A 17,890-nucleotide genomic window follows, 5' to 3' on the forward strand; every position below is an offset into this window, starting at 1 on the left:
CCCGCGCCCCGTCCCGCCGCCCTGACCCCCGCCGAGGTCCGCGCCCACGCGGCACGGGCCCGTACGGCATCCCGCACACCCGAGAGGACCCGCACATGACAGTTCAGCTCACTCGCGCCCGAAGCGGGGCACGATGTGGGGGAGGAGGCGACGCCATGACCCCCAGCACCGCCGAGCACGCCCAGATGTCCGTCGAGGAGTTCGAGCAGATCGCTCACCACGCCCCCGAGACGGTCAAGCTCGAATTCATCAACGGGAAGCTAGAGGTNNCAGGCGCTCTGCATGCAGAGCCGCCCCGAACTGGGGCTCTACGGCTCCCGGGGCCTCAAGGTGGAGTCGTACCGCAAGGGCCGGGCCATCCCCGACGGGACCCTGGCCCCCCGGCGGCACTTCGCCGGGCACGGCGAGTGGTCCGATGCCGACGGCGTCCTCATGGTCGTCGAAGTCACCTCTCACGACTCCGACACGGACCGCCGGGATCGCAAGGACAAACTCGCCGGTTACGCGGAAGCAGGCATCCCGGTCTACCTCCTCATCGACCGTGATGCCGACACGCTCACCGTGTACAGCGAGCCGAAGAACGGGGCGTACCTGGAGTCCCCTTCCTATCCCTACGGTGCCACCGTCGAGCTCCCGGCCCCGGTCGGGATCACTTTGGACACCGAAGAGCTCAAGGACTACACCCTCTAAGCCGCCTGCCCCGCTCCACGTGCGCCCCCGGCCCCCCGCCCGCATGGTGGAACCATGGCTGACACGAACATGAACAGCGTTTCCAAGATCTCCTGGACCGAGTTCAGGCCCCAGCAGCGCACTCTCGCCACCGGTGCCGTCCTCACCGGTCTGGGCGCGCTCACCGCCACCGTGGGCATCGGTGTACTCGTCTACGAGCTCGCCCGCGCAGGGCGCAACTGGACCGGGACCTGGGACGTCCCGCCCGCCGAGCTCGCCGCCCGCACCCTGCACCAGGCCCAGAACGCCGCACAGAGCGCCGCCCAGGCCGGGCGCGACTCCTGGCGCAGTCAGGGCTGAGGCCTACCGGCCCTGACCGCACCCAGGAGCGACGGTCAGCTGAGGGACTTGAGCGCCGACGGGTCGTACGCCGCCAGCTCGTCCAGCCTGCCGTCGAGGACCTTCGCCGCCCACTGCGGGTCCTGGAGCAGCGCGCGACCGATGGCGATCAGCTCGAACTCGTCGCTCTCCAACCGGTCCAGCAGGTCGTCGATGCTCCTCGCCGAAGACCCCTCGCCCGCGAACGCGCGCAGGAAGTCGCCGTCGAGGCCGACCGAGCCGACGGAGATGGTCGGCTTGCCAGTGAGCTTCTTCGTCCAGCCCGCCAGGTTCAGGTCGGAGCCCTCGAACTCGGGGATCCAGTAGCGGCGGGTGGAGGCGTGGAAGGCGTCCACGCCGGCCGCGGCGAGCGGGGCCAGGATCGCTTCGAGCTCTTCGGGGGTCTCGGCGAGACGGGCGTCGTACGCCTGCTGCTTCCACTGCGAGTAGCGGAAGATGATCGGGAACTCCGGGGAGACGGCGGCGCGCACCGCGGCCACGATCTCGGCGGCGAACTTCGTGCGGGCCACCGCGGAGCCGCCGTACGCGTCGGTGCGGCGGTTGGTGCCCTCCCAGAAGAACTGGTCGACCAGGTAGCCGTGCGCGCCGTGCAGCTCGACGCCGTCGAAGCCGATGCGCTCGGCGTCGGCCGCGGCCTGGGCGAACGCCGCGATGACGTCGTCCAGGTCCTGCTGGGTCATGGCCTTGCCGGTGACCTCGGCGTCGGCGGCGGTGACGCCGGAGGGGCCGACGGCCGGGGCTTCCGCGTAAGGGGGCTGGCCCGCCTGGCGGACCATGCCGATGTGCCACAGCTGCGGCACGATCGTGCCGCCCGCCGCGTGCACGGCGTCCGCGACCTTCTTCCAGCCCGCGAGCTGCTCCTCGCCGTGGAAGCGCGGGATGCGGTCGCTGTCACCGGCCGAGTCGTGGCCCACGTAGGTGCCCTCGGTGACGATGAGGCCCACGCCCGCGGCGGCACGGCGCGCGTAGTACGACACCACGTCCTCGCCCGGGGTGCCGCCCGGGGAGAACTGCCGGGTCATGGGCGCCATCACGATCCGGTTGGGGACGGTGAGGCCGTTGAGCTGGACCGGGCGGGAAAGGATCTGCGCGGCGCGGGTGGCGGCGTCAGCGGGTGTGGCGGCAGCGGTGGCATCGGCGACGGTCACGTGGGGTGCTCCTTGAAAGGGGGCGCGTGGATATGTGCGTATGCATGCATCGACTGCAACTGGCGCGCGTTCCCTCGCATTCCGCTTCTGCGGACCGTCCCGTTGTGACCCCGGATACGCCCGAGGGCGGCACCCCCACAATGGGGGGTGCCGCCCTCGGTTCGTACAGCAGCCGAAGCTGACAGGAACTACCGATCCTCAGGGGATCAGAAGTCCATGTCACCGCCGGGCATACCGCCACCGGCCGGCGCGGACGCCTTCTCCGGCTTGTCGGCGATGACTGCCTCGGTGGTGAGGAACAGCGCGGCGATGGACGCGGCGTTCTGCAGGGCAGAGCGCGTGACCTTCGCCGGGTCGATGATGCCCTCGGCGATCATGTCCACGTACTCGCCGGTCGCGGCGTTGAGGCCGTGACCGATCGGGAGGTTGCGGACCTTCTCGACGATGACTCCGCCTTCGAGACCACCGTTGACGGCGATCTGCTTGAGCGGGGCCTCCAGCGCGAGCTTGACCGCGTTCGCGCCGGTCGCCTCGTCGCCTTCGAGCTCGAGCTTGTCGAAGACCGCGGAGGCCTGGAGAAGCGCGACGCCGCCACCGGCGACGATGCCCTCTTCGACGGCCGCCTTGGCGTTACGGACGGCGTCCTCGATGCGGTGCTTGCGCTCCTTGAGCTCAACCTCCGTCGCGGCGCCGGCCTTGATGACGGCCACGCCGCCCGCGAGCTTCGCCAGGCGCTCCTGGAGCTTCTCGCGGTCGTAGTCCGAGTCGCTGTTCTCGATCTCGGCACGGATCTGGTTGACGCGACCGGCAACCTGGTCGCTCTCGCCGGAGCCGTCGACGATCGTCGTCTCGTCCTTGGTGATGACGACCTTGCGGGCGCGGCCGAGCAGGTCGAGGCCCGCGTTCTCGAGCTTGAGGCCGACCTCCTCGGAGATGACCGTGCCGCCCGTGAGAATGGCGATGTCGTTCAGCATGGCCTTGCGGCGGTCGCCGAAGCCCGGAGCCTTGACGGCGACGGACTTGAAGGTGCCGCGGATCTTGTTGACGACCAGCGTCGACAGAGCCTCGCCCTCGACGTCCTCCGCGATGATCAGCAGGGGCTTGCCCGACTGCATGACCTTCTCGAGCAGCGGAAGGAGGTCCTTCACGTTGCCGATCTTGGAGTTGACGATCAGGATGTACGGGTCGTCGAGCGACGACTCCATACGCTCCATGTCGGTGGCGAAGTACGCCGAGATGTAGCCCTTGTCGAAGCGCATGCCCTCGGTGAGCTCAAGCTCAAGGCCGAAGGTCTGCGACTCCTCGACCGTGATGACGCCTTCCTTGCCGACCTTGTCCATCGCCTCGGCGATGAGCTCGCCGATCTGGGTGTCGGCGGCGGAGATGGAGGCCGTAGAAGCGATCTGCTCCTTGGTCTCCACGTCCTTGGCCTGCTCAAGGAGAGCGGCGGAGACGGCCTCGACGGCCTTCTCGATGCCACGCTTGAGGGCCATCGGGTTGGCACCGGCGGCTACGTTGCGCAGACCCTCACGCACGAGCGCCTGGGCGAGAACGGTGGCGGTGGTCGTACCGTCGCCGGCGACGTCGTCCGTCTTCTTGGCGACTTCCTTGACCAGCTCGGCGCCGATCTTCTCGTACGGGTCCTCGAGCTCGATCTCCTTGGCGATGGAAACACCATCGTTGGTGATCGTGGGGGCGCCCCACTTCTTCTCAAGGACAACGTTGCGGCCCTTGGGGCCGAGGGTCACCTTGACGGCGTCGGCGAGCTGGTTCATGCCGCGCTCGAGACCGCGCCGGGCCTCCTCGTCGAACGCGATGATCTTGGCCATGTGAAGTGGTCCTCCCGGACAGGGGTGGCGTTCTTCGTGGATCGCGCCCGTGCCCGCGACGGACGGCCTCAGCCCGTGTGGTTCCTTGCCCCACCCGGCCTGCGAGCCTCACTGACCCGATCCAAGTTCTGTCACTCTCACCTGGAGAGTGCTAACGCCAATGATTAGCACTCGACCCATGCGAGTGCAAGCGGGTCTGATGGATCCACTACACCCGCGCGGTACTCGCGGGGTACCCGCACGGCGGCCTCGAAGGGCCCCGACACGCACGTAGGGCTCGCATCCCGGCTGGGATGCGAGCCCTACGTGCGTGAGTGCGTCGGTGGCCGATCGCGCCGAGATCAGACGGCGAGCTTGACCATGTCCGCCTGCGGACCCTTCTGGCCTTGCGAGATCTCGAACTCCACTCGCTGACCTTCTTCAAGGGTGCGGTAACCGTCCATCTGGATCGCGCTGTAGTGGACGAAAACATCCGCACCACCGTCGACCGCGATGAAGCCGTACCCCTTCTCCGCGTTGAACCACTTGACGGTGCCCTGAGCCATGCCTAACTCCCCTATTACTGGCCCTTACACAGGACCCGCACTTCGCGGACCCGGGTCAGACCTTGCGCCGTAACGCGTCGACCGCGGCTGAATGTATCTGCCCAACTGCCCTCTGCAACAGGTCAATCGGACGAGAATTCTGTGCACGGACGAACGGAAGAATGGGCGGAATTCAGGAGATGACAGGGCAACTCGGGCCAGGCAAAGGGCACTTACGGCGCGAATGGCTCGAACACATTGCCCTCACCTTGTCGCGATCTCATATGCACGTGGCACGGGCGACGAAGGGGGCTGCCCCAACTGTACCTCTTTTAACCATACAGAATTGCCCCCTCCGCTTCTCGGGCGGAGAGGGCAATGCTGTTGCGGAGAAGGGTTGTTCAGCCCCCGGCACTGTGCTGGATGGTCAGCCTCCGGCGACGGCCGGGATGATCGAGACGCCGGCGCCGTCCGGGGTGGGGGCCTCAAGGCCGCCCTCGAAGCGCACGTCGTCGTCGTTCACGTACACGTTCACGAAGCGGCGCAACTTGCCCTGGTCGTCCAGGACGCGGGCCGCGATGCCGTTGTGGTTCTTCTCCAGGTCGGCGATGACCTCGGCGAGGGTCGTGCCCTCCGCCGGGACCTCGGCCTTGCCGCCGGTGTACGTACGGAGAATGGTCGGGATGCGAACGTTGACGCTCATACGAGGCCAGCCTCTCGGAAAGAGTCCAGGGTGGGGCGGATGGTGGCGGAGAGACCCGTGCTGTCGGAGAGACCGTCCAGGGTCTTGAGGCCGTCGCCGGTGTTGATGGCGACCGTCTCCTCGGCCGGGTCGATGACACCGGCTTCGAGCAGCTTGCGCAGGACGGCGAAGGTGGTGCCGCCTGCCGTCTCCGCGAAGACGCCCTCCGTGCGGGCGAGGAGCTTGATCGCGTCGACGATCTCGGGGTCGGTGACGTCCTCGACCGCACCGCCCGTGCGGCGCGCGATGTCGATGACGTACGGGCCGTCGGCCGGGTTGCCGATCGCGATCGACTTGGCGATGGTGTCCGGCTTGACCGGGCGGATCGCGTCGTGACCGGCCTTGTACGCGGCGGAGACCGGGTCGCAGCCCTTGGCCTGGGCGCCGTAGATCTTGTACGGCTTGTCCTCGACGAGGCCGAGCTTGATCAGCTCCTGCAGCCCCTTGTCGATCTTCGTCAGCTGGGATCCGGAACCGATCGGGATGATCAGGTTGTCCGGGAGCCGCCAGCCGAGCTGCTCGCAGATCTCGTAGGCGAGCGTCTTGGAGCCTTCGCCGTAGTACGGGCGCAGGTTGATGTTGGTGAAGCCCCAGCCCTCGCCGGCCGGGTCGCCGATGAGCTCCGAGCAGAAGCGGTTGACGTCGTCGTAGTTGCCCTCGATGCCGACCAGCTCGCCGCCGTACACGGCAGCGGTGATGATCTTCGCGGGCTCCAGGTCGTGCGGGATGAAGACGCAGGACTTGAGGCCCGCGCGTACGGCCGCCGCACCCACCGCACCGGCCAGGTTGCCGGTGGAGGAGCAGGAGAGCGTGGTGAAGCCGAAGGCGCGGGCGGCCTCGACGGCGATCGCGACGACACGGTCCTTGAAGGAGTGCGTCGGGTTGCCGGAGTCGTCCTTGACCCACAGGCCGCCGGTGACACCCAGCTCGGCGGCGAGCCGGTCGGCCTTGATCAGCTTCGTGAAGCCGGGCTCGAGGTTCGGCTTGGTGGCCACGTCGGCGGGGACGGGCAGCAGGGGCGCGTAACGCCAGATGTTGTTCGGGCCCGCTTCGATCTGCTTGCGCAGACCCTCGGGGTCGCCGCTCGGGAGGTTGTACGCCACTTCGAGCGGCCCGAAACACTCCAGGCACACGAAGTTCGGACCGAGGGGGAAGCGTGCGGAGCATTCGCGGCAGGAAAGCGCGGTCGCGGGTCCGAGATCAACCGTCTCGGCAGCTTCGGGGGAATCGGTGGCGCTTGCAACTGTTTCTACAGCCATGATGGCGAGGCCCTTTCTCCTCATCTTCCTCACGACGCACTTCGCCGTAAGACGGAATTGGCACCTTCCCCACCTGACCTCGCGGTCGGCGGGATGGTTGCCGGGACTTCAACGGGCCGTTCCCTCAGTCCCTCTGGATGAGCGCTATGACCACGGGCCCAAGGGCCCGGGTGTTTGTCCGCGCGGCGACCCCGACATGCGACAGTCATCCGCGTTGTTCAAGACTGTAACCGAAGCCCCGGATCGTGGAGAGGGCCCGTCCGAACCGCGAGATGGCCACTGCCGAGGAGAAACACCCGTGCTGGATGAGGTGGAGCGCTGGCTGAGCAGGCGTTCCTGGTCGGCCGCCGACCGTCCGCTGGACCGCCTGATGGCAGCCAAACGTGAGAAACACGGCACATCGGTGAGCGTCGTCCTGCCCGCACTGAACGAGGAGGAGACGGTCGGGGAGATCGTCTCCGTCATCCGCCGCGAGCTGATGTCCCCCTCCGCGCCCCTCGTCGACGAGCTGCTGGTGATCGACTCGGGCTCCACCGACCGCACCGCCGAGGTCGCGGAGGCGGCCGGCGCGCGGGTGGTGCACCGGGACTCGATCCTGCCCCGGATACCCGCCCTGCCCGGCAAGGGCGAGGTGCTCTGGCGCTCACTCCTCGTCACCACCGGGGACATCGTCTGCTTCGTCGACGCCGATCTGAAGGACTTCTCGGCCGACTTCGTCTCGGGCATCGTGGGACCGCTGCTCACCGACCCCGGCGTCCAGCTGGTGAAGGCGATGTACGACCGCCCGCTCGGTGACGCCCCAGGCCAGGGCGGTCGCGTAACCGAGCTGGTGGCCCGCCCGCTGCTCAATCTGCACTGGCCGCAGCTGGCCGGATTCGTCCAGCCGCTCGGCGGCGAGTACGCGGCCCGCCGCTCGCTCCTGGAACAGCTGCCCTTCCCCGTCGGTTACGGAGTGGAGCTGGGCCTGCTCGTCGACGCACTGCACACGGTGGGTCTGGACGCGCTGGGCCAGGTCGACGTGGGCGTACGCAAACACCGGCACCAGGACGGGCAGGCGCTGGGCCGGATGGCGGCGGCGATCTACCGGACGGCACAGCTGCGGCTTGCGCGCGGCCATCTCGTACGGCCCGTGCTCACTCAGTTCGAGCGGGGCGCGGACGGCTTCGTGCCGCGCACCCATCAGGTGGACACCGAGGAGCGGCCCCCGATGGCCGACATCAAGGAGTACACGTCCCGACGCGTGGCGTAACCGTAACGAATCATCCTTTTTGCCTACATTCTCTGTTATGCGGCTTAAGGAAGCAGTGGTAGGAGTGCGGCGCCTCGGTGCCGCGGCGGTCGTCACCGCCACGGTCGCGGTGGGAGTCCTCTCCACCGCTGCCGGGCCCGCGGCAGCCGAAGTGGTCGACCCCTTCGCCAAGCGCTACGACGAATCGCTGTACGGCGACTTCAAGACCATCGGGAACACGGTCATGGGCTGCCCCACCAGCCCGGCGGACATGGTGCAGCGCTGCGCCATCGCCTCCCAGGGGCTGGGCAAGGACAACAACAACACCTTCGACATGGAGCGGGTGAACCTGGCCGGAGGTGCGGCGGGCTTCGGCTCGAGTACCGGCGAGGTCACCGTCCCGCCCGGCGCAGAGGTGGCCTACGCACGGCTCTTCTGGGGCGGCAACGACGGCTACTACAAGTTCGGCAAGAACACCCTGAAGCGCTGCGACGTCTCCGGCGCCGACGTGGTGCGCTCGCCCGGCGAGCCCAAGGACGCGGTCCCGACCATCAGCGTCGAGGGCAAGGCCGCCTCGCCCGTCTCGGTCGAAGACATGGTGACGGATCCCGACGCCACGAACGGCCCGCACTACTACACCGGCGAGTCCGACGTCACCAGTGCCTTCCAGGGCGTCACCACCGGCTCCCCCGTGCCCGTAGGCGTCGGCGGCATCTGGGCGCCCAACGGGCGTGGCTGCGTGGCCGGTTGGTCCCTGACCGTCGTCTACAAGTACAACGCCCCCAACGACACGTACGCTCCCGACCGCCGCAACGTCTACATCTACGGCGGCCACGTCCTGCAGCGCTCCCAGGACCCGGACACCTCCATCACGGTGGACGGTTTCTACCGGTCCACGGGTCAGGCGCGGGCCAGCGTGACCGCGTACGAGGGCGACTGGAACATCACGGGCGACCGCTTCCTGGTCGACGACCAGAACGTCACCGAGGGCCTCACCGGCAACACCAACAACTTCTTCGTGAGCGCGGCCGACGGTTCACTCGCCCCGGCCTACCGCAACAACCTGAGCATCGACGCCAAGGACTTCACCATCCCCGACGGGGCGGTCCCGGAAGGCGCCACCTCCGCCAAGCTGACCTTCCGCACCAAGGGCGACACCTACGTCCCGTCCGCCCTCGCCTTCTCCGTACCGGTGCCCGACCTGGAGGTCACCAAGACGTCCAGTCCGGCGACGATCAAGCCGGGCGGCACGCTGACGTACACGGTCAAGGCGAAGAACGTCAGCAAGCTGCCGTACCCGAACGCCAAGTTCACCGACGATCTGACCGACAACCTCGACGACGCGACGTACAACAACGACGCGAAGGCGACGAGCGGCACAGTCTCGTACAAGCAACCGAAGATCAGCTTCAGTGGTGACATCCCGGCCGGGGAGACCACGACGGTCACCTACTCGGTCAGGATCGACGACCCGATCACCGGTGACGGCAAGCTGAAGAACAACGTGGACGTCGAGTCCCCGCGCTCCAACTGCGAAAACGGCAGCACCGACCCCAACTGCGGGGCGGCGCCGGCCATCGAGGAGCCGGAGCCCCCCGTGCCGCCGATCACCATCGAAAACGAGCCCACAGATCCGGTCGTGCCGGCCTGCGGCTCCACCAAGAACACGATCACCATCAAGAACGCGTCGGGCACCGAGCGCACCGGCGCACAGATCAGCTGGCCGGTGACGGCGGGCACCGCCCCCGTCCCCAGTTCCGGCAAGGTCACCAAGCAGGGCAGGACGTACGTGTGGAAGGGCGACGTCCCCGCCAGGGGCACGGTCACCATCACCCAGCGGATCAAGGTGTCCTGCACACCAGGTGAGGTCACGCTGATGACGGTGACCGCCCAGGGCCCGAACACCAACTGCTCCGCCGACCGGCGAAGTCTGCGCGGCGGCGACAACCCGTGCACCTCGGCGGTCGTTGCCAAGCGCGTGCAGGGCCGCCCCGGGCCCTCCGGTCCGGTCGAGCCCGGCCCCTCGATGGCCGAGACCGGTGGCAACGACCACCAGCTGCGGGTGTTCGGCGGGGCGGCGGCCGTGCTGACCGTCCTCGGAGTGCTCGCGGTCGCGATCAGCCGCAGCCGCAGGCGCCACTGATCAGCGGCTGATCAGTACTCCGTACGCGACTGACGCAACGGACGTCACGGCCGGGCTCCCCCGAGGAGCCCGGCCGTACGTTTGAGCGTTTCCAGGATGGGCTAGGTTCCGCTACATGGTCTCCGAGCAGGTCGCACAGGTCCTCGTCGCGTCGAACCGCGGCCCCGTCACGTACACACTCGGCGAGGACGGCTCGCTGGACGCCCGGCGCGGCGGGGGCGGGCTCGTCTCGGGGCTCAGCGCCGTCGACGACAAGCTGTGGGTGTGCGCGGCGCTCGGGGACGGCGACCGGGAGGCGGTACGGCGCGGGGTGGGCGAGCCCGGGGTGCGGATGCTCGACATCGACCCGGACGTGCACGCGGCCGCGTACAACGACATCGCGAACTCGGTGCTCTGGTTCGTCCACCACATGCTCTACCAGACGCCGCTGGAGCCGGTCTTCGACGCGGAGTTCCGGAGCCGGTGGGAGTCCTACCGCGCCTACAACCGCGCCTTCGCCGAGGCGCTGGCGGAGGAGGCGGGCGAGGGGGCGGCAGTGCTGGTGCAGGACTACCACCTGGCGCTGGTGCCGGGCATGCTGCGCTCGCTCCGCCCCGATCTGCGCATCGCCCACTTCTCGCACACGCCGTGGGCCCCGGTCGACTACTTCCGGATGCTGCCCGACGCCGTCGCCGGCGAGCTGCTGTCCGGGATGCTCGGCGCGGACCGGGTCGGGTTCCTGACCCGCCGCTGGGCCGACGCCTTCGAGGCGTGTGCGGTGGACCGGCTGGGCGGACTGAACGGCACACAGGTCTCCGTGCACGCGCTGGGGGCGGACGCCGACTTCCTGCGCGCGCGGTCCCGTGAGGCGGACGTGGAGGAGCGGATGGCGGCGCTGCGGGAGCAGATCGGCGGGACCGGCCGGAAGACGGTCGTACGCGTCGACCGCACCGAACTGTCCAAGAACATCGTGCGCGGGATGCACGCCTACCGTGAACTGCTCGACACCCGTCCGGAGTGGCGGGAGCGGGTGGTCCATGTGGCCTTCGCGTATCCGTCGCGCCAGGACCTCGCGGTGTACCGCGCGTACACGGCGGAGGTGCAGCGGGTCGCCGATGCGATCAACTCGGCGTACGGAACGCCTGGTTGGACCCCGGTGGTCCTCCACGTCAAGGACGACTTCGCGCGGTCGCTGGCCGCGTACCGGCTGGCGGACGTGGCGCTGGTCAATCCGATCAGAGACGGCATGAACCTGGTGGCCAAGGAGGTGCCGGTCGTCTCGGACGACGGGTGCGTGCTGGTGCTGTCACGGGAGGCCGGGGCCTGGGAGGAGCTGTCCGAGGACGCGATCACGGTCAATCCGTACGACGTCTCGGGAACGGCCGACGCCCTGCACGAGGCGCTGACCATGCCGGATGGCGAGCGTGCCGAGCGGACGAAGCGGCTGGCCGCGGCGGCGACGGCGCTGCCGCCGAAGCAGTGGTTCCTGGAGCAGCTGGAGGCGCTGGGGGGCTAGTTGCGGCAGCCGGTCCTGATCGGTGTGAAGGTGAACTTGGCGCCTTCCTTGATGCCCGAGGCCTCGCTGTAGGTGCCGGACGAGACCTCGTACCAGACGTCGTCCTTCTTGGGCTTGCCGTTGACGTTGTCGAGTTCGACGCACCAGCGGGCGGGGCGCAGGACGCGGTTGTACGTCTCGGTGCCGTGCTGGACCTTCCTGCAGTCCTGCGAGGTCTCGGTGGTGTACCAGGTACGGGTCTTGCGCTTCTTGCCGCTGCCGCTGGACGAGGTGTGCTTGATCCTGCGGGTGTGGCTGCCGCTGCATTCCTTCACCATGTGCGGGCGGGTCGCGCGGGTGGACCGCTGCGGGGTGCTGCGGAGGTCGTCGCGCAGGCCGGTGACGGTGTAGTCGGAGCCGCCCGACGAACCGGATGAACCGGATGAACCGGAGGACCCCGATGAACCGGAGGACCCGCCCGAGCCACCGCCGCAGGCGGTGAGCAGGGCGGTGAGAGTCAGGGCGGTGGCGGCGAGGGCCGCGTGTACGGGGCGCATAAGGCTGTGATCGTAAACAAGCGCCGCCAGGCCCCCGTCACCGCCCCGGGGCTGACGCCTCCGCGAGGGCGGCCAGGAAGTCGACGACGGCGGCGGGTCCCGGCACCAACAGATCCGCACGCGAGGCGAGTTCGGTCACCTCACTGCTCCCGCTGCAGACGGTCAGGCCCGGAATGCCGTCCGCGCGGAGCTTCTCGACGGCGGCGAAGGCAGGGAGGTCACCGAGGTCGTCGCCCGCGTACAGGACGGCACGGGCGCCGACCTCGCGTACGTACTCCTCCAGCGCCACGCCCTTGTCCATGCCGGGCGGCCGCAACTCCAGGACCATCCGGCCGGGTTCGACGATCAGTCCGTGCCGTGCGGCGAGCGCGGCGAGGGGCTCGCGCAGGGCGTCGAAGGCGGCCTTCGGGTCGGTGGCACGGCGGGTGTGGACCGCGAGGGCCTGCCCCTTCTCCTCGATCCAGGTACCGCGCCAGGCTCCGAACTTGTCGAGTACGCCGGGGAGTTCGGCCCGCGCGGCGGCGACGCCGGGGTTTGGGGCGGGAGCGCGGACGGTCCCGGTGACAGCGTCCCAGCGCTCGGCGCCGTACTGCCCGAGCACGGTGAGGTGTTCGAGCCCGGGGACGCCGGCGAATCCTCCGTACCGTACGGCGACGACGGCGGGCCGCCCGGTGACGACGGCGACGGACGCCACGCGCGGCGCGAGGGCGGCGAGCGCGGGGACGGCGCCGGGGTGGGCGCGGGCCTGTTCGGGGTCGGGGACGATCTCGGCGAGGGTCCCGTCGAAGTCGAGCGCGACGACGGCGTCCCGAGGGGCGGCGAGGACCGCGGCCAGGCCTTCGCGGCCGGCGGGGGTGGTCGGAGTCGGAAGGGTGTGCGAGTGGCTGCCCATGGGATCGACCCTATCCGGGGCCGCGCATGGCCGGGGCCGCCCCTGGCAGACCCCGCCCTGGGGCTCCGCCCCAGACCCCGGTCCTCAATCGCCGGACGGGCTATGAATAGCCCGTCAAGGGGGTCCCCCCTGCTCGAGCGAAGCCGAGAGCTTGGGGGAGATTGAGGACAAGCGGCCGAAGGTCGCTTACGGGGGCGCAGGGGCGAAGCCCCACGAACCACCGGCCCGCTACCTGGTCCCCCGCCTCGCGTCGCGGACCCGTCGCAGCCGATTCACCGTCACCGGATCCCGCGCCAACGCACCCTCGTCGTCCAGCAGCGCGTTCAGCAGCTGGTAGTAGCGCGTCGGGGACATCCCCAGCCGCTCCCTTATGGCCCGCTCCTTCGCGCCGGGGCCGGGCCACGACTCCCGTTCCACGGCGAGGACGGAGTCCACCTCGTCTCCGGTCATACCGGCCACGCTACTCGGCGTTCTGCGCGGCCGTCGCCGTCGTCTGGAGCTGGCTCAGAATCGTCGCCGGCTGCTTCCCCGGCTCCACGGCCTTGCCGATGTTCTTCTTGATCGCGTCGCTCACCGTCGGCCAGGACGTCTTGTCCACCGGCGGCAGCTGCGAGGTGGCGAGCGCGTTCAGGAAGGACTTGAGGTCCTTGTGCTCGGGGTCGGTGGCCATCGCGTCCGAAGCGGAGACGGTGGCCGGCAGCAGGTCGTACTGGCCCGCGAAGCCCAGGACGTTCTTGTCGCTGAAGACGTCGTCGAGGAACTTGCCGATCTCCGCGCGGTGGCCGTTCTGCTTGAAGCCCATGATCCAGTCGGCGACGCCCATGGTCGCCTTGGTCGGGCCTGTGGAGCCCGGCATCGGCACCATGCCGACCTTGATGCCCTTGGCCTCGGCCTGCTTCACCAGCGTGGGGTGCCCGTTGAGCATGCCGACCTGGCCGTCGATGAAGGCCTTGTACGCCGCCTTGCGGTTGAGCTTGCCGGGGGCGACAGGGCCGGTCAGGCCCGCACCCACCAGGTTGTCCTTCAGCCAGGAGAAGGTCTTGATGTTCGGGGACGAGTCGATCGTGTACGTACCGACGCTGTCCGTGTAGCCGTCACCGCCGCTGAGCAGCCACTGCATGGTCTCGGCCTGCGCCTCTTCCGCGCCGAGCGGAAGCGCGTACGGGTAGGTCACGCCCTTCTGCTTGAGCATCCCGGCGTCCGTCCTGAGCTCGTCCCAGGTCTTCGGCGCCTTGGATATGCCCGCGTCGGTGAACAGCTTCTTGTTGTAGAAGAGCAGCCGGGTGGAGGCGACGAAAGGCATTCCGTACTGGGTGCGGCTCTGCTCACCGGCGTCGCTGAGATTGGAGAGGAAGTTGGCCTGGACCGGGACGGAGAGCAGATCGTCGGCGCTGTAGAGCTTGCCCTGGGCGGCGTAGTCGGAGTAAGCGCCGATCTGAGCGATGTCGGGGGCGTTGCCCGCCTTGACCATCGCCGCGACCTTGGCGTCGACGACCGTCCAGGAGTAGACCGTGACGTCGACCTTGATACCGGGGTTCGCGGCCTCGAAGGCGGCGGAGAGCTTGTCCCAGTACTCCTTGGTGCTCGGCCCCTCGTTGGGGTCGTAGTTGGCCGCGACCACCTTCAGGGTCACATCACCCGACCCGGTGCCGACTCCGCAGCCCGCCAGTGTCACTGTCATGCCGAGCGCGGCAACAGCCGCCGTCAGACCCACATAGCGCCGCTGCACCACAGCTCTTTTCCACCCTTAGAGTTCCAGTCGGTCCCCCGTGACGTCCTGTCGCAATGAGCTGCGATTTTCCCTCACGTGAAGCTATGAGGTCTACACCACCCACATCTCGCTTCTGCAACGCACCCCTTGCTTTCCCTTTGCTTTGTATGGTTGCGCAACAATCCAGCACAGTGGACTAGACCTCTCATAGGTTTACGGGCGACACTGAGCCCGTGAGACATGTCATCGCCCTTGATGTGGGCGGCACCGGTATGAAGGCCGCCCTGGTCGGGGCCGACGGCTCCCTCCTTTACGAGGCCCGGCGGGCGACCGGCCGCGAACGCGGGCCCGAAGCGGTCGTCGAGTCGATCCTCGGTTTCGCCGCGGATCTGCGCGCGTACGGCGAGGAACACTTCGGCGAGAGCGCCGCCGCGGCGGGCGTCGCCGTCCCCGGCATCGTCGACGCCAAGAACGGCATCGCGGTCTACGCCGCCAACCTCGGCTGGCGGGACGTCCCCATGCGGGAGCTGCTCTCGGCCCGGCTGGGGGACGTGCCGGTGGCGCTCGGCCATGACGTACGCACCGGAGGCCTGGCGGAGGGCCGTATCGGTGCGGGCAAGGGCGCCGACCGCTTCCTCTTCCTTCCCCTCGGCACCGGGATCGCCGGCGCGATCGGGATCGACGGCCGGATCGAGGAGGGCGCGCACGGTTACGCGGGCGAGATCGGCCATGTGGTCGTACGCCACCAGGGTGTTCCCTGCGGCTGCGGACAGCGCGGCTGCCTTGAGCGGTACGCCTCCGCTTCGGCCGTGTCCATCGCCTGGGCCGAGGCCTCCGGCGACCCCGCCGCGGACGCCGCGGACTGCGCCAAGGCCGTCGAATCGGGCGATCCGAAGGCCGCCGAGGTCTGGCAGAACGCGGTCGACGCGCTCGCCGACGGTCTCGTCACCGCGATCACCCTCCTCGACCCCGGGACCCTGATCATCGGTGGCGGACTCGCCGAGGCCGGGGAAACCTTGTTCGTACCCCTGAGGGCGGCCGTCGAGGAGCGTGTGACGTTCCAGAAGCTGCCCCACATCGTCCCGGCGGCCCTTGGGGACACCGCCGGATGCCTGGGCGCAGGGCTGCTCGCCTGGGATCTTCTCTCCACGGAGGTATCGGCCGATGTCCGCTAGCAAGGTTCTCTCAGGCGCTCGCGTCGTACTGCCGACCGGGACCGTCGAGGGCGGGCGGGTCATCATCGAGGGCACCCGCATCGCGGGGGCGGCCTCCGAGAACGCCGAGACCCTCGACCTGACCGGGCACTGGATCGTCCCCGGCTTCGTCGACATGCATGTGCACGGCGGCGGTGGCGCGTCCTTCACCTCGGGAACGCCGGAGGAGATCCTGCGCGGCGTACAGACGCACCGCGAGCACGGCACCACGACCATCGTGGCCTCGACCGTGACCGGCGAGATGGACTTCCTGGCCGAGCGGGCCGGGCTGCTGTCCGAGATCGTCGAGCAGGGCGATCTGGCGGGCGTGCACTTCGAGGGCCCGTTCATCTCGCCGTGCCAGAAGGGCGCGCACAGCGAGGCGCTGCTGCGCGACCCCGACCCGGCGGACGTACGCAAGCTGATGGACGCGGCACGCGGCACGGCGAAGATGTTCACGCTCGCCACCGAGATGCGCGGCGGCCTGGACTCGGTGCGGATGCTCGCCGAGAACGGTGTCATCGCCGCCATCGGCCACACCGACGCGACGTACGAGCAGACCGTCGAGGCCATCGAGGCGGGCGCCACCGTCGCCACGCACCTCTTCAACGCGATGCCGCCCCTCCACCACCGCAACCCCGGCCCGATCGCAGCCCTCCTGGAGGACGACCGGATCACGGTCGAGCTCATCAACGACGGCACGCACCTGCACCCGGCATCGCTGGAGCTTGCGTACCGCGCGGCGGGCTCCTCGCGGGTCGCCTTCATCACGGACGCGATGGACGCGGCGGGCTTCGGCGACGGGACCTACCAGCTCGGGCCGATGGAGGTCGAGGTCAAGGACGGCGTCGCACGGCTGGTGGAGGGCGGCTCGATCGCGGGCTCGACCCTCACGCTCGACACGGCGTTCAAGCGCGCCGTGACGATCGACAGGCTCCCGGTCGAGGACGTCGTACGGTCCATCTCGGCCAACCCCGCACGGCTGCTCGGTGTCGACGACAGGGTCGGCTCGCTGGAGCCGGGCAAGGACGCGGACCTGGTGGTGCTCGACGCGGAGTTCACGCTGGTCGGGGTCATGCGCAAGGGTGAATGGGTGGTTGACCCCAAGTAGGGCGAATTGCCCCTTGGTCGAACGGAAAGCGGTTGTCCCGGAGGTCTGGGCCAACCGCTTCCGCTTTGACATGATCAGTTACGTGATCCTGACCGTCACCCTCAACACCGCACTCGACATCACCTACCGCGTCCCGGCCCTCGTCCCGCACACGAGCCACCGCGTGGACGCCGTCACCGAGCGCGCGGGCGGCAAGGGCCTCAATGTGGCCCGGGTGCTGGCCGCTCTCGGCCACGAGGCGGTCGTGACGGGCTTCGCGGGCGGTGCCAACGGCGAGACCCTGCGGTCCCTGCTCGCGGCGGCACCGGTGACCGACGCCCTGGTCCACTCCAGCGGGACCACGCGGCGCACCATCGCGATCGTCGACGCGGCGACCGGCGACACGACCCAGCTCAACGAGGCGGGACCGCTGATCTCCGCCACCGAGTGGGAGATCTTCCTGGCCCGGTACGGAAAGCTCCTGGCCGGCGCCTCGGCCGTGGCCCTCTGCGGCAGCCTGCCGCCGGGGGTGCCGGTCGGTGCGTACGCCCAGTTGGTCCGCCTGGCCCGCACGGCCGGCGTCCCCGTCCTCCTGGACACCAGCGGCGAACCCCTGCGCCGGGGCCTCGCGGCCCGCCCCGACCTGGTCAAGCCCAACGCGGACGAACTGGCCCAGCTGACGGGCTCCCGCGACCCGTTGCGCGCCACGGCCGACGCGCGCCGGCGGGGCGCCCGCACGGTGGTCGCCTCACTGGGCGCCGAAGGGATGCTGGCCGCCACCCCCGAAGGCACCTGGCAGGCGCTGCCTCCGGCCCGTCTGGCGGGCAATCCGACGGGCGCGGGCGACTCGGCGGTGGCGGGGCTGCTGGCGGGGCTGGTCGAGGAGCTGCCGTGGCCGGAGAGGTTGGCGCGGGCGGTGGCGCTGTCGGCGGCGACGGTGGTGTCGCCGGTGGCGGGGGAATTCGACCGGAAAACGTACGAGGACCTGCTTCCGCAGGTCCTCGTCACTGAACAGGTACGCGCCGCGTAGGA

Annotated in this window: 17 protein-coding genes, 1 pseudogene and 1 riboswitch; of the genes and pseudogenes, 8 read left to right on the plus strand and 10 right to left on the minus strand. The window is 69.3% G+C overall.

The features are described 5' to 3' along the window. Window positions 1–218, minus strand: a 218-nt coding sequence (locus J0695_RS07520) for a hypothetical protein (protein ID WP_206961102.1), incomplete at its 3' end; no start/stop codon positions are given. Between J0695_RS07520 and J0695_RS07525 the strand changes: the two are divergent. Continuing rightward, window positions 156–690: pseudogene (locus tag J0695_RS07525) on the plus strand (Uma2 family endonuclease). The gene J0695_RS07520 and the pseudogene J0695_RS07525 overlap by 63 nt on opposite strands. A 54-nt stretch (window positions 691–744) precedes the next feature. Beyond that, window positions 745–1,029, plus strand: coding sequence for a hypothetical protein (locus tag J0695_RS07530; protein ID WP_206961073.1), 285 nt, complete (start codon window positions 745–747; stop codon window positions 1,027–1,029). A gap of 35 nt (window positions 1,030–1,064) precedes the next feature. On the opposite strand, the gene J0695_RS07535 is transcribed toward J0695_RS07530, so the two are convergent. The 5 genes from J0695_RS07535 to thrC form a co-directional block, all read right to left on the minus strand. After that, complete coding sequence (locus J0695_RS07535; RefSeq protein ID WP_206961074.1) at window positions 1,065–2,216, minus strand: NADH:flavin oxidoreductase; 1,152 nt, start codon at window positions 2,214–2,216, stop codon at window positions 1,065–1,067. Between the two features lie 206 nt (window positions 2,217–2,422). After that, a complete protein-coding gene (gene groL / locus J0695_RS07540; RefSeq protein ID WP_206961075.1) occupies window positions 2,423–4,045 on the minus strand; it encodes a chaperonin GroEL in 1,623 nt (540 codons plus the stop codon). Window positions 4,046–4,386: 341 nt separating this feature from the next. Beyond that, complete coding sequence (locus J0695_RS07545; RefSeq protein ID WP_005315736.1) at window positions 4,387–4,590, minus strand: cold-shock protein; 204 nt, start codon at window positions 4,588–4,590, stop codon at window positions 4,387–4,389. 406 nt (window positions 4,591–4,996) lie between these two features. Further along, a complete protein-coding gene (locus J0695_RS07550; RefSeq protein WP_206961076.1) occupies window positions 4,997–5,272 on the minus strand; it encodes a MoaD/ThiS family protein in 276 nt (91 codons plus the stop codon). Next, the gene (thrC, locus tag J0695_RS07555) at window positions 5,269–6,570 is read right to left on the minus strand and encodes a threonine synthase (RefSeq protein ID WP_206961077.1); all 1,302 of its coding nucleotides are present in this window, start codon (window positions 6,568–6,570) and stop codon (window positions 5,269–5,271) included. The genes J0695_RS07550 and thrC overlap by 4 nt, the downstream gene beginning before the upstream one ends. A gap of 17 nt (window positions 6,571–6,587) precedes the next feature. Beyond that, a riboswitch (SAM riboswitch) is annotated at window positions 6,588–6,714 on the minus strand. Window positions 6,715–6,868: 154 nt separating this feature from the next. Between thrC and J0695_RS07560 the strand changes: the two genes are divergently transcribed. From J0695_RS07560 to J0695_RS07570, 3 genes are all read left to right on the plus strand, one after another. Continuing rightward, the gene (locus J0695_RS07560; protein ID WP_206961078.1) at window positions 6,869–7,819 is read left to right on the plus strand and encodes a glucosyl-3-phosphoglycerate synthase; all 951 of its coding nucleotides are present in this window, start codon (window positions 6,869–6,871) and stop codon (window positions 7,817–7,819) included. A 37-nt stretch (window positions 7,820–7,856) separates the two neighbouring features. Continuing rightward, window positions 7,857–9,941: a DUF7927 domain-containing protein gene (locus tag J0695_RS07565; RefSeq protein WP_206961079.1), complete on the plus strand. Its 2,085-nt coding sequence runs from the start codon at window positions 7,857–7,859 to the stop codon at window positions 9,939–9,941. A gap of 115 nt (window positions 9,942–10,056) precedes the next feature. After that, window positions 10,057–11,436 carry an alpha,alpha-trehalose-phosphate synthase (UDP-forming) gene (locus J0695_RS07570; protein ID WP_206961080.1) on the plus strand — a complete coding sequence of 460 codons (1,380 nt, stop codon included), beginning with the start codon at window positions 10,057–10,059 and terminating at the stop codon, window positions 11,434–11,436. Here J0695_RS07570 and J0695_RS07575 read toward each other — a convergent pair. From J0695_RS07575 to J0695_RS07590, 4 genes are all read right to left on the minus strand, one after another. Further along, on the minus strand, window positions 11,433–11,972 hold the full coding sequence (locus J0695_RS07575; RefSeq protein ID WP_206961081.1) for a hypothetical protein: 540 nt from the start codon (window positions 11,970–11,972) through the stop codon (window positions 11,433–11,435). The two genes, J0695_RS07570 and J0695_RS07575, sit on opposite strands and share 4 nt — an antisense overlap. A 37-nt stretch (window positions 11,973–12,009) precedes the next feature. Next, the gene (otsB, locus tag J0695_RS07580) at window positions 12,010–12,864 is read right to left on the minus strand and encodes a trehalose-phosphatase (protein ID WP_206961082.1); all 855 of its coding nucleotides are present in this window, start codon (window positions 12,862–12,864) and stop codon (window positions 12,010–12,012) included. 228 nt (window positions 12,865–13,092) lie between these two features. After that, window positions 13,093–13,314 carry a DUF3263 domain-containing protein gene (locus tag J0695_RS07585; RefSeq protein ID WP_206961083.1) on the minus strand — a complete coding sequence of 74 codons (222 nt, stop codon included), beginning with the start codon at window positions 13,312–13,314 and terminating at the stop codon, window positions 13,093–13,095. A gap of 10 nt (window positions 13,315–13,324) precedes the next feature. Next, window positions 13,325–14,593, minus strand: a complete 1,269-nt coding sequence (locus J0695_RS07590; protein ID WP_443726324.1) for an extracellular solute-binding protein — start codon at window positions 14,591–14,593, stop codon at window positions 13,325–13,327. Window positions 14,594–14,808: 215 nt separating this feature from the next. On the opposite strand from J0695_RS07590, the gene J0695_RS07595 reads away from it, so the two are divergent. The 3 genes from J0695_RS07595 to J0695_RS07605 all read left to right on the plus strand — a co-directional run bounded on the left by J0695_RS07595 (window position 14,809) and on the right by J0695_RS07605 (window position 17,888). Then, window positions 14,809–15,750, plus strand: coding sequence for an ROK family protein (locus tag J0695_RS07595; protein WP_206961084.1), 942 nt, complete (start codon window positions 14,809–14,811; stop codon window positions 15,748–15,750). Then, window positions 15,740–16,879, plus strand: coding sequence for an N-acetylglucosamine-6-phosphate deacetylase (gene nagA, locus J0695_RS07600; RefSeq protein ID WP_206961085.1), 1,140 nt, complete (start codon window positions 15,740–15,742; stop codon window positions 16,877–16,879). The genes J0695_RS07595 and nagA overlap by 11 nt, the downstream gene beginning before the upstream one ends. 82 nt (window positions 16,880–16,961) lie before the next feature. After that, the gene (locus tag J0695_RS07605) at window positions 16,962–17,888 is read left to right on the plus strand and encodes a 1-phosphofructokinase family hexose kinase (protein WP_206961100.1); all 927 of its coding nucleotides are present in this window, start codon (window positions 16,962–16,964) and stop codon (window positions 17,886–17,888) included. The last annotated feature ends 2 nt before the right edge of the window (window positions 17,889–17,890 follow it).

The organism is Streptomyces beijiangensis (genome assembly GCF_017315755.1).
GTDB lineage: Bacteria > Actinomycetota > Actinomycetes > Streptomycetales > Streptomycetaceae > Streptomyces > Streptomyces beijiangensis.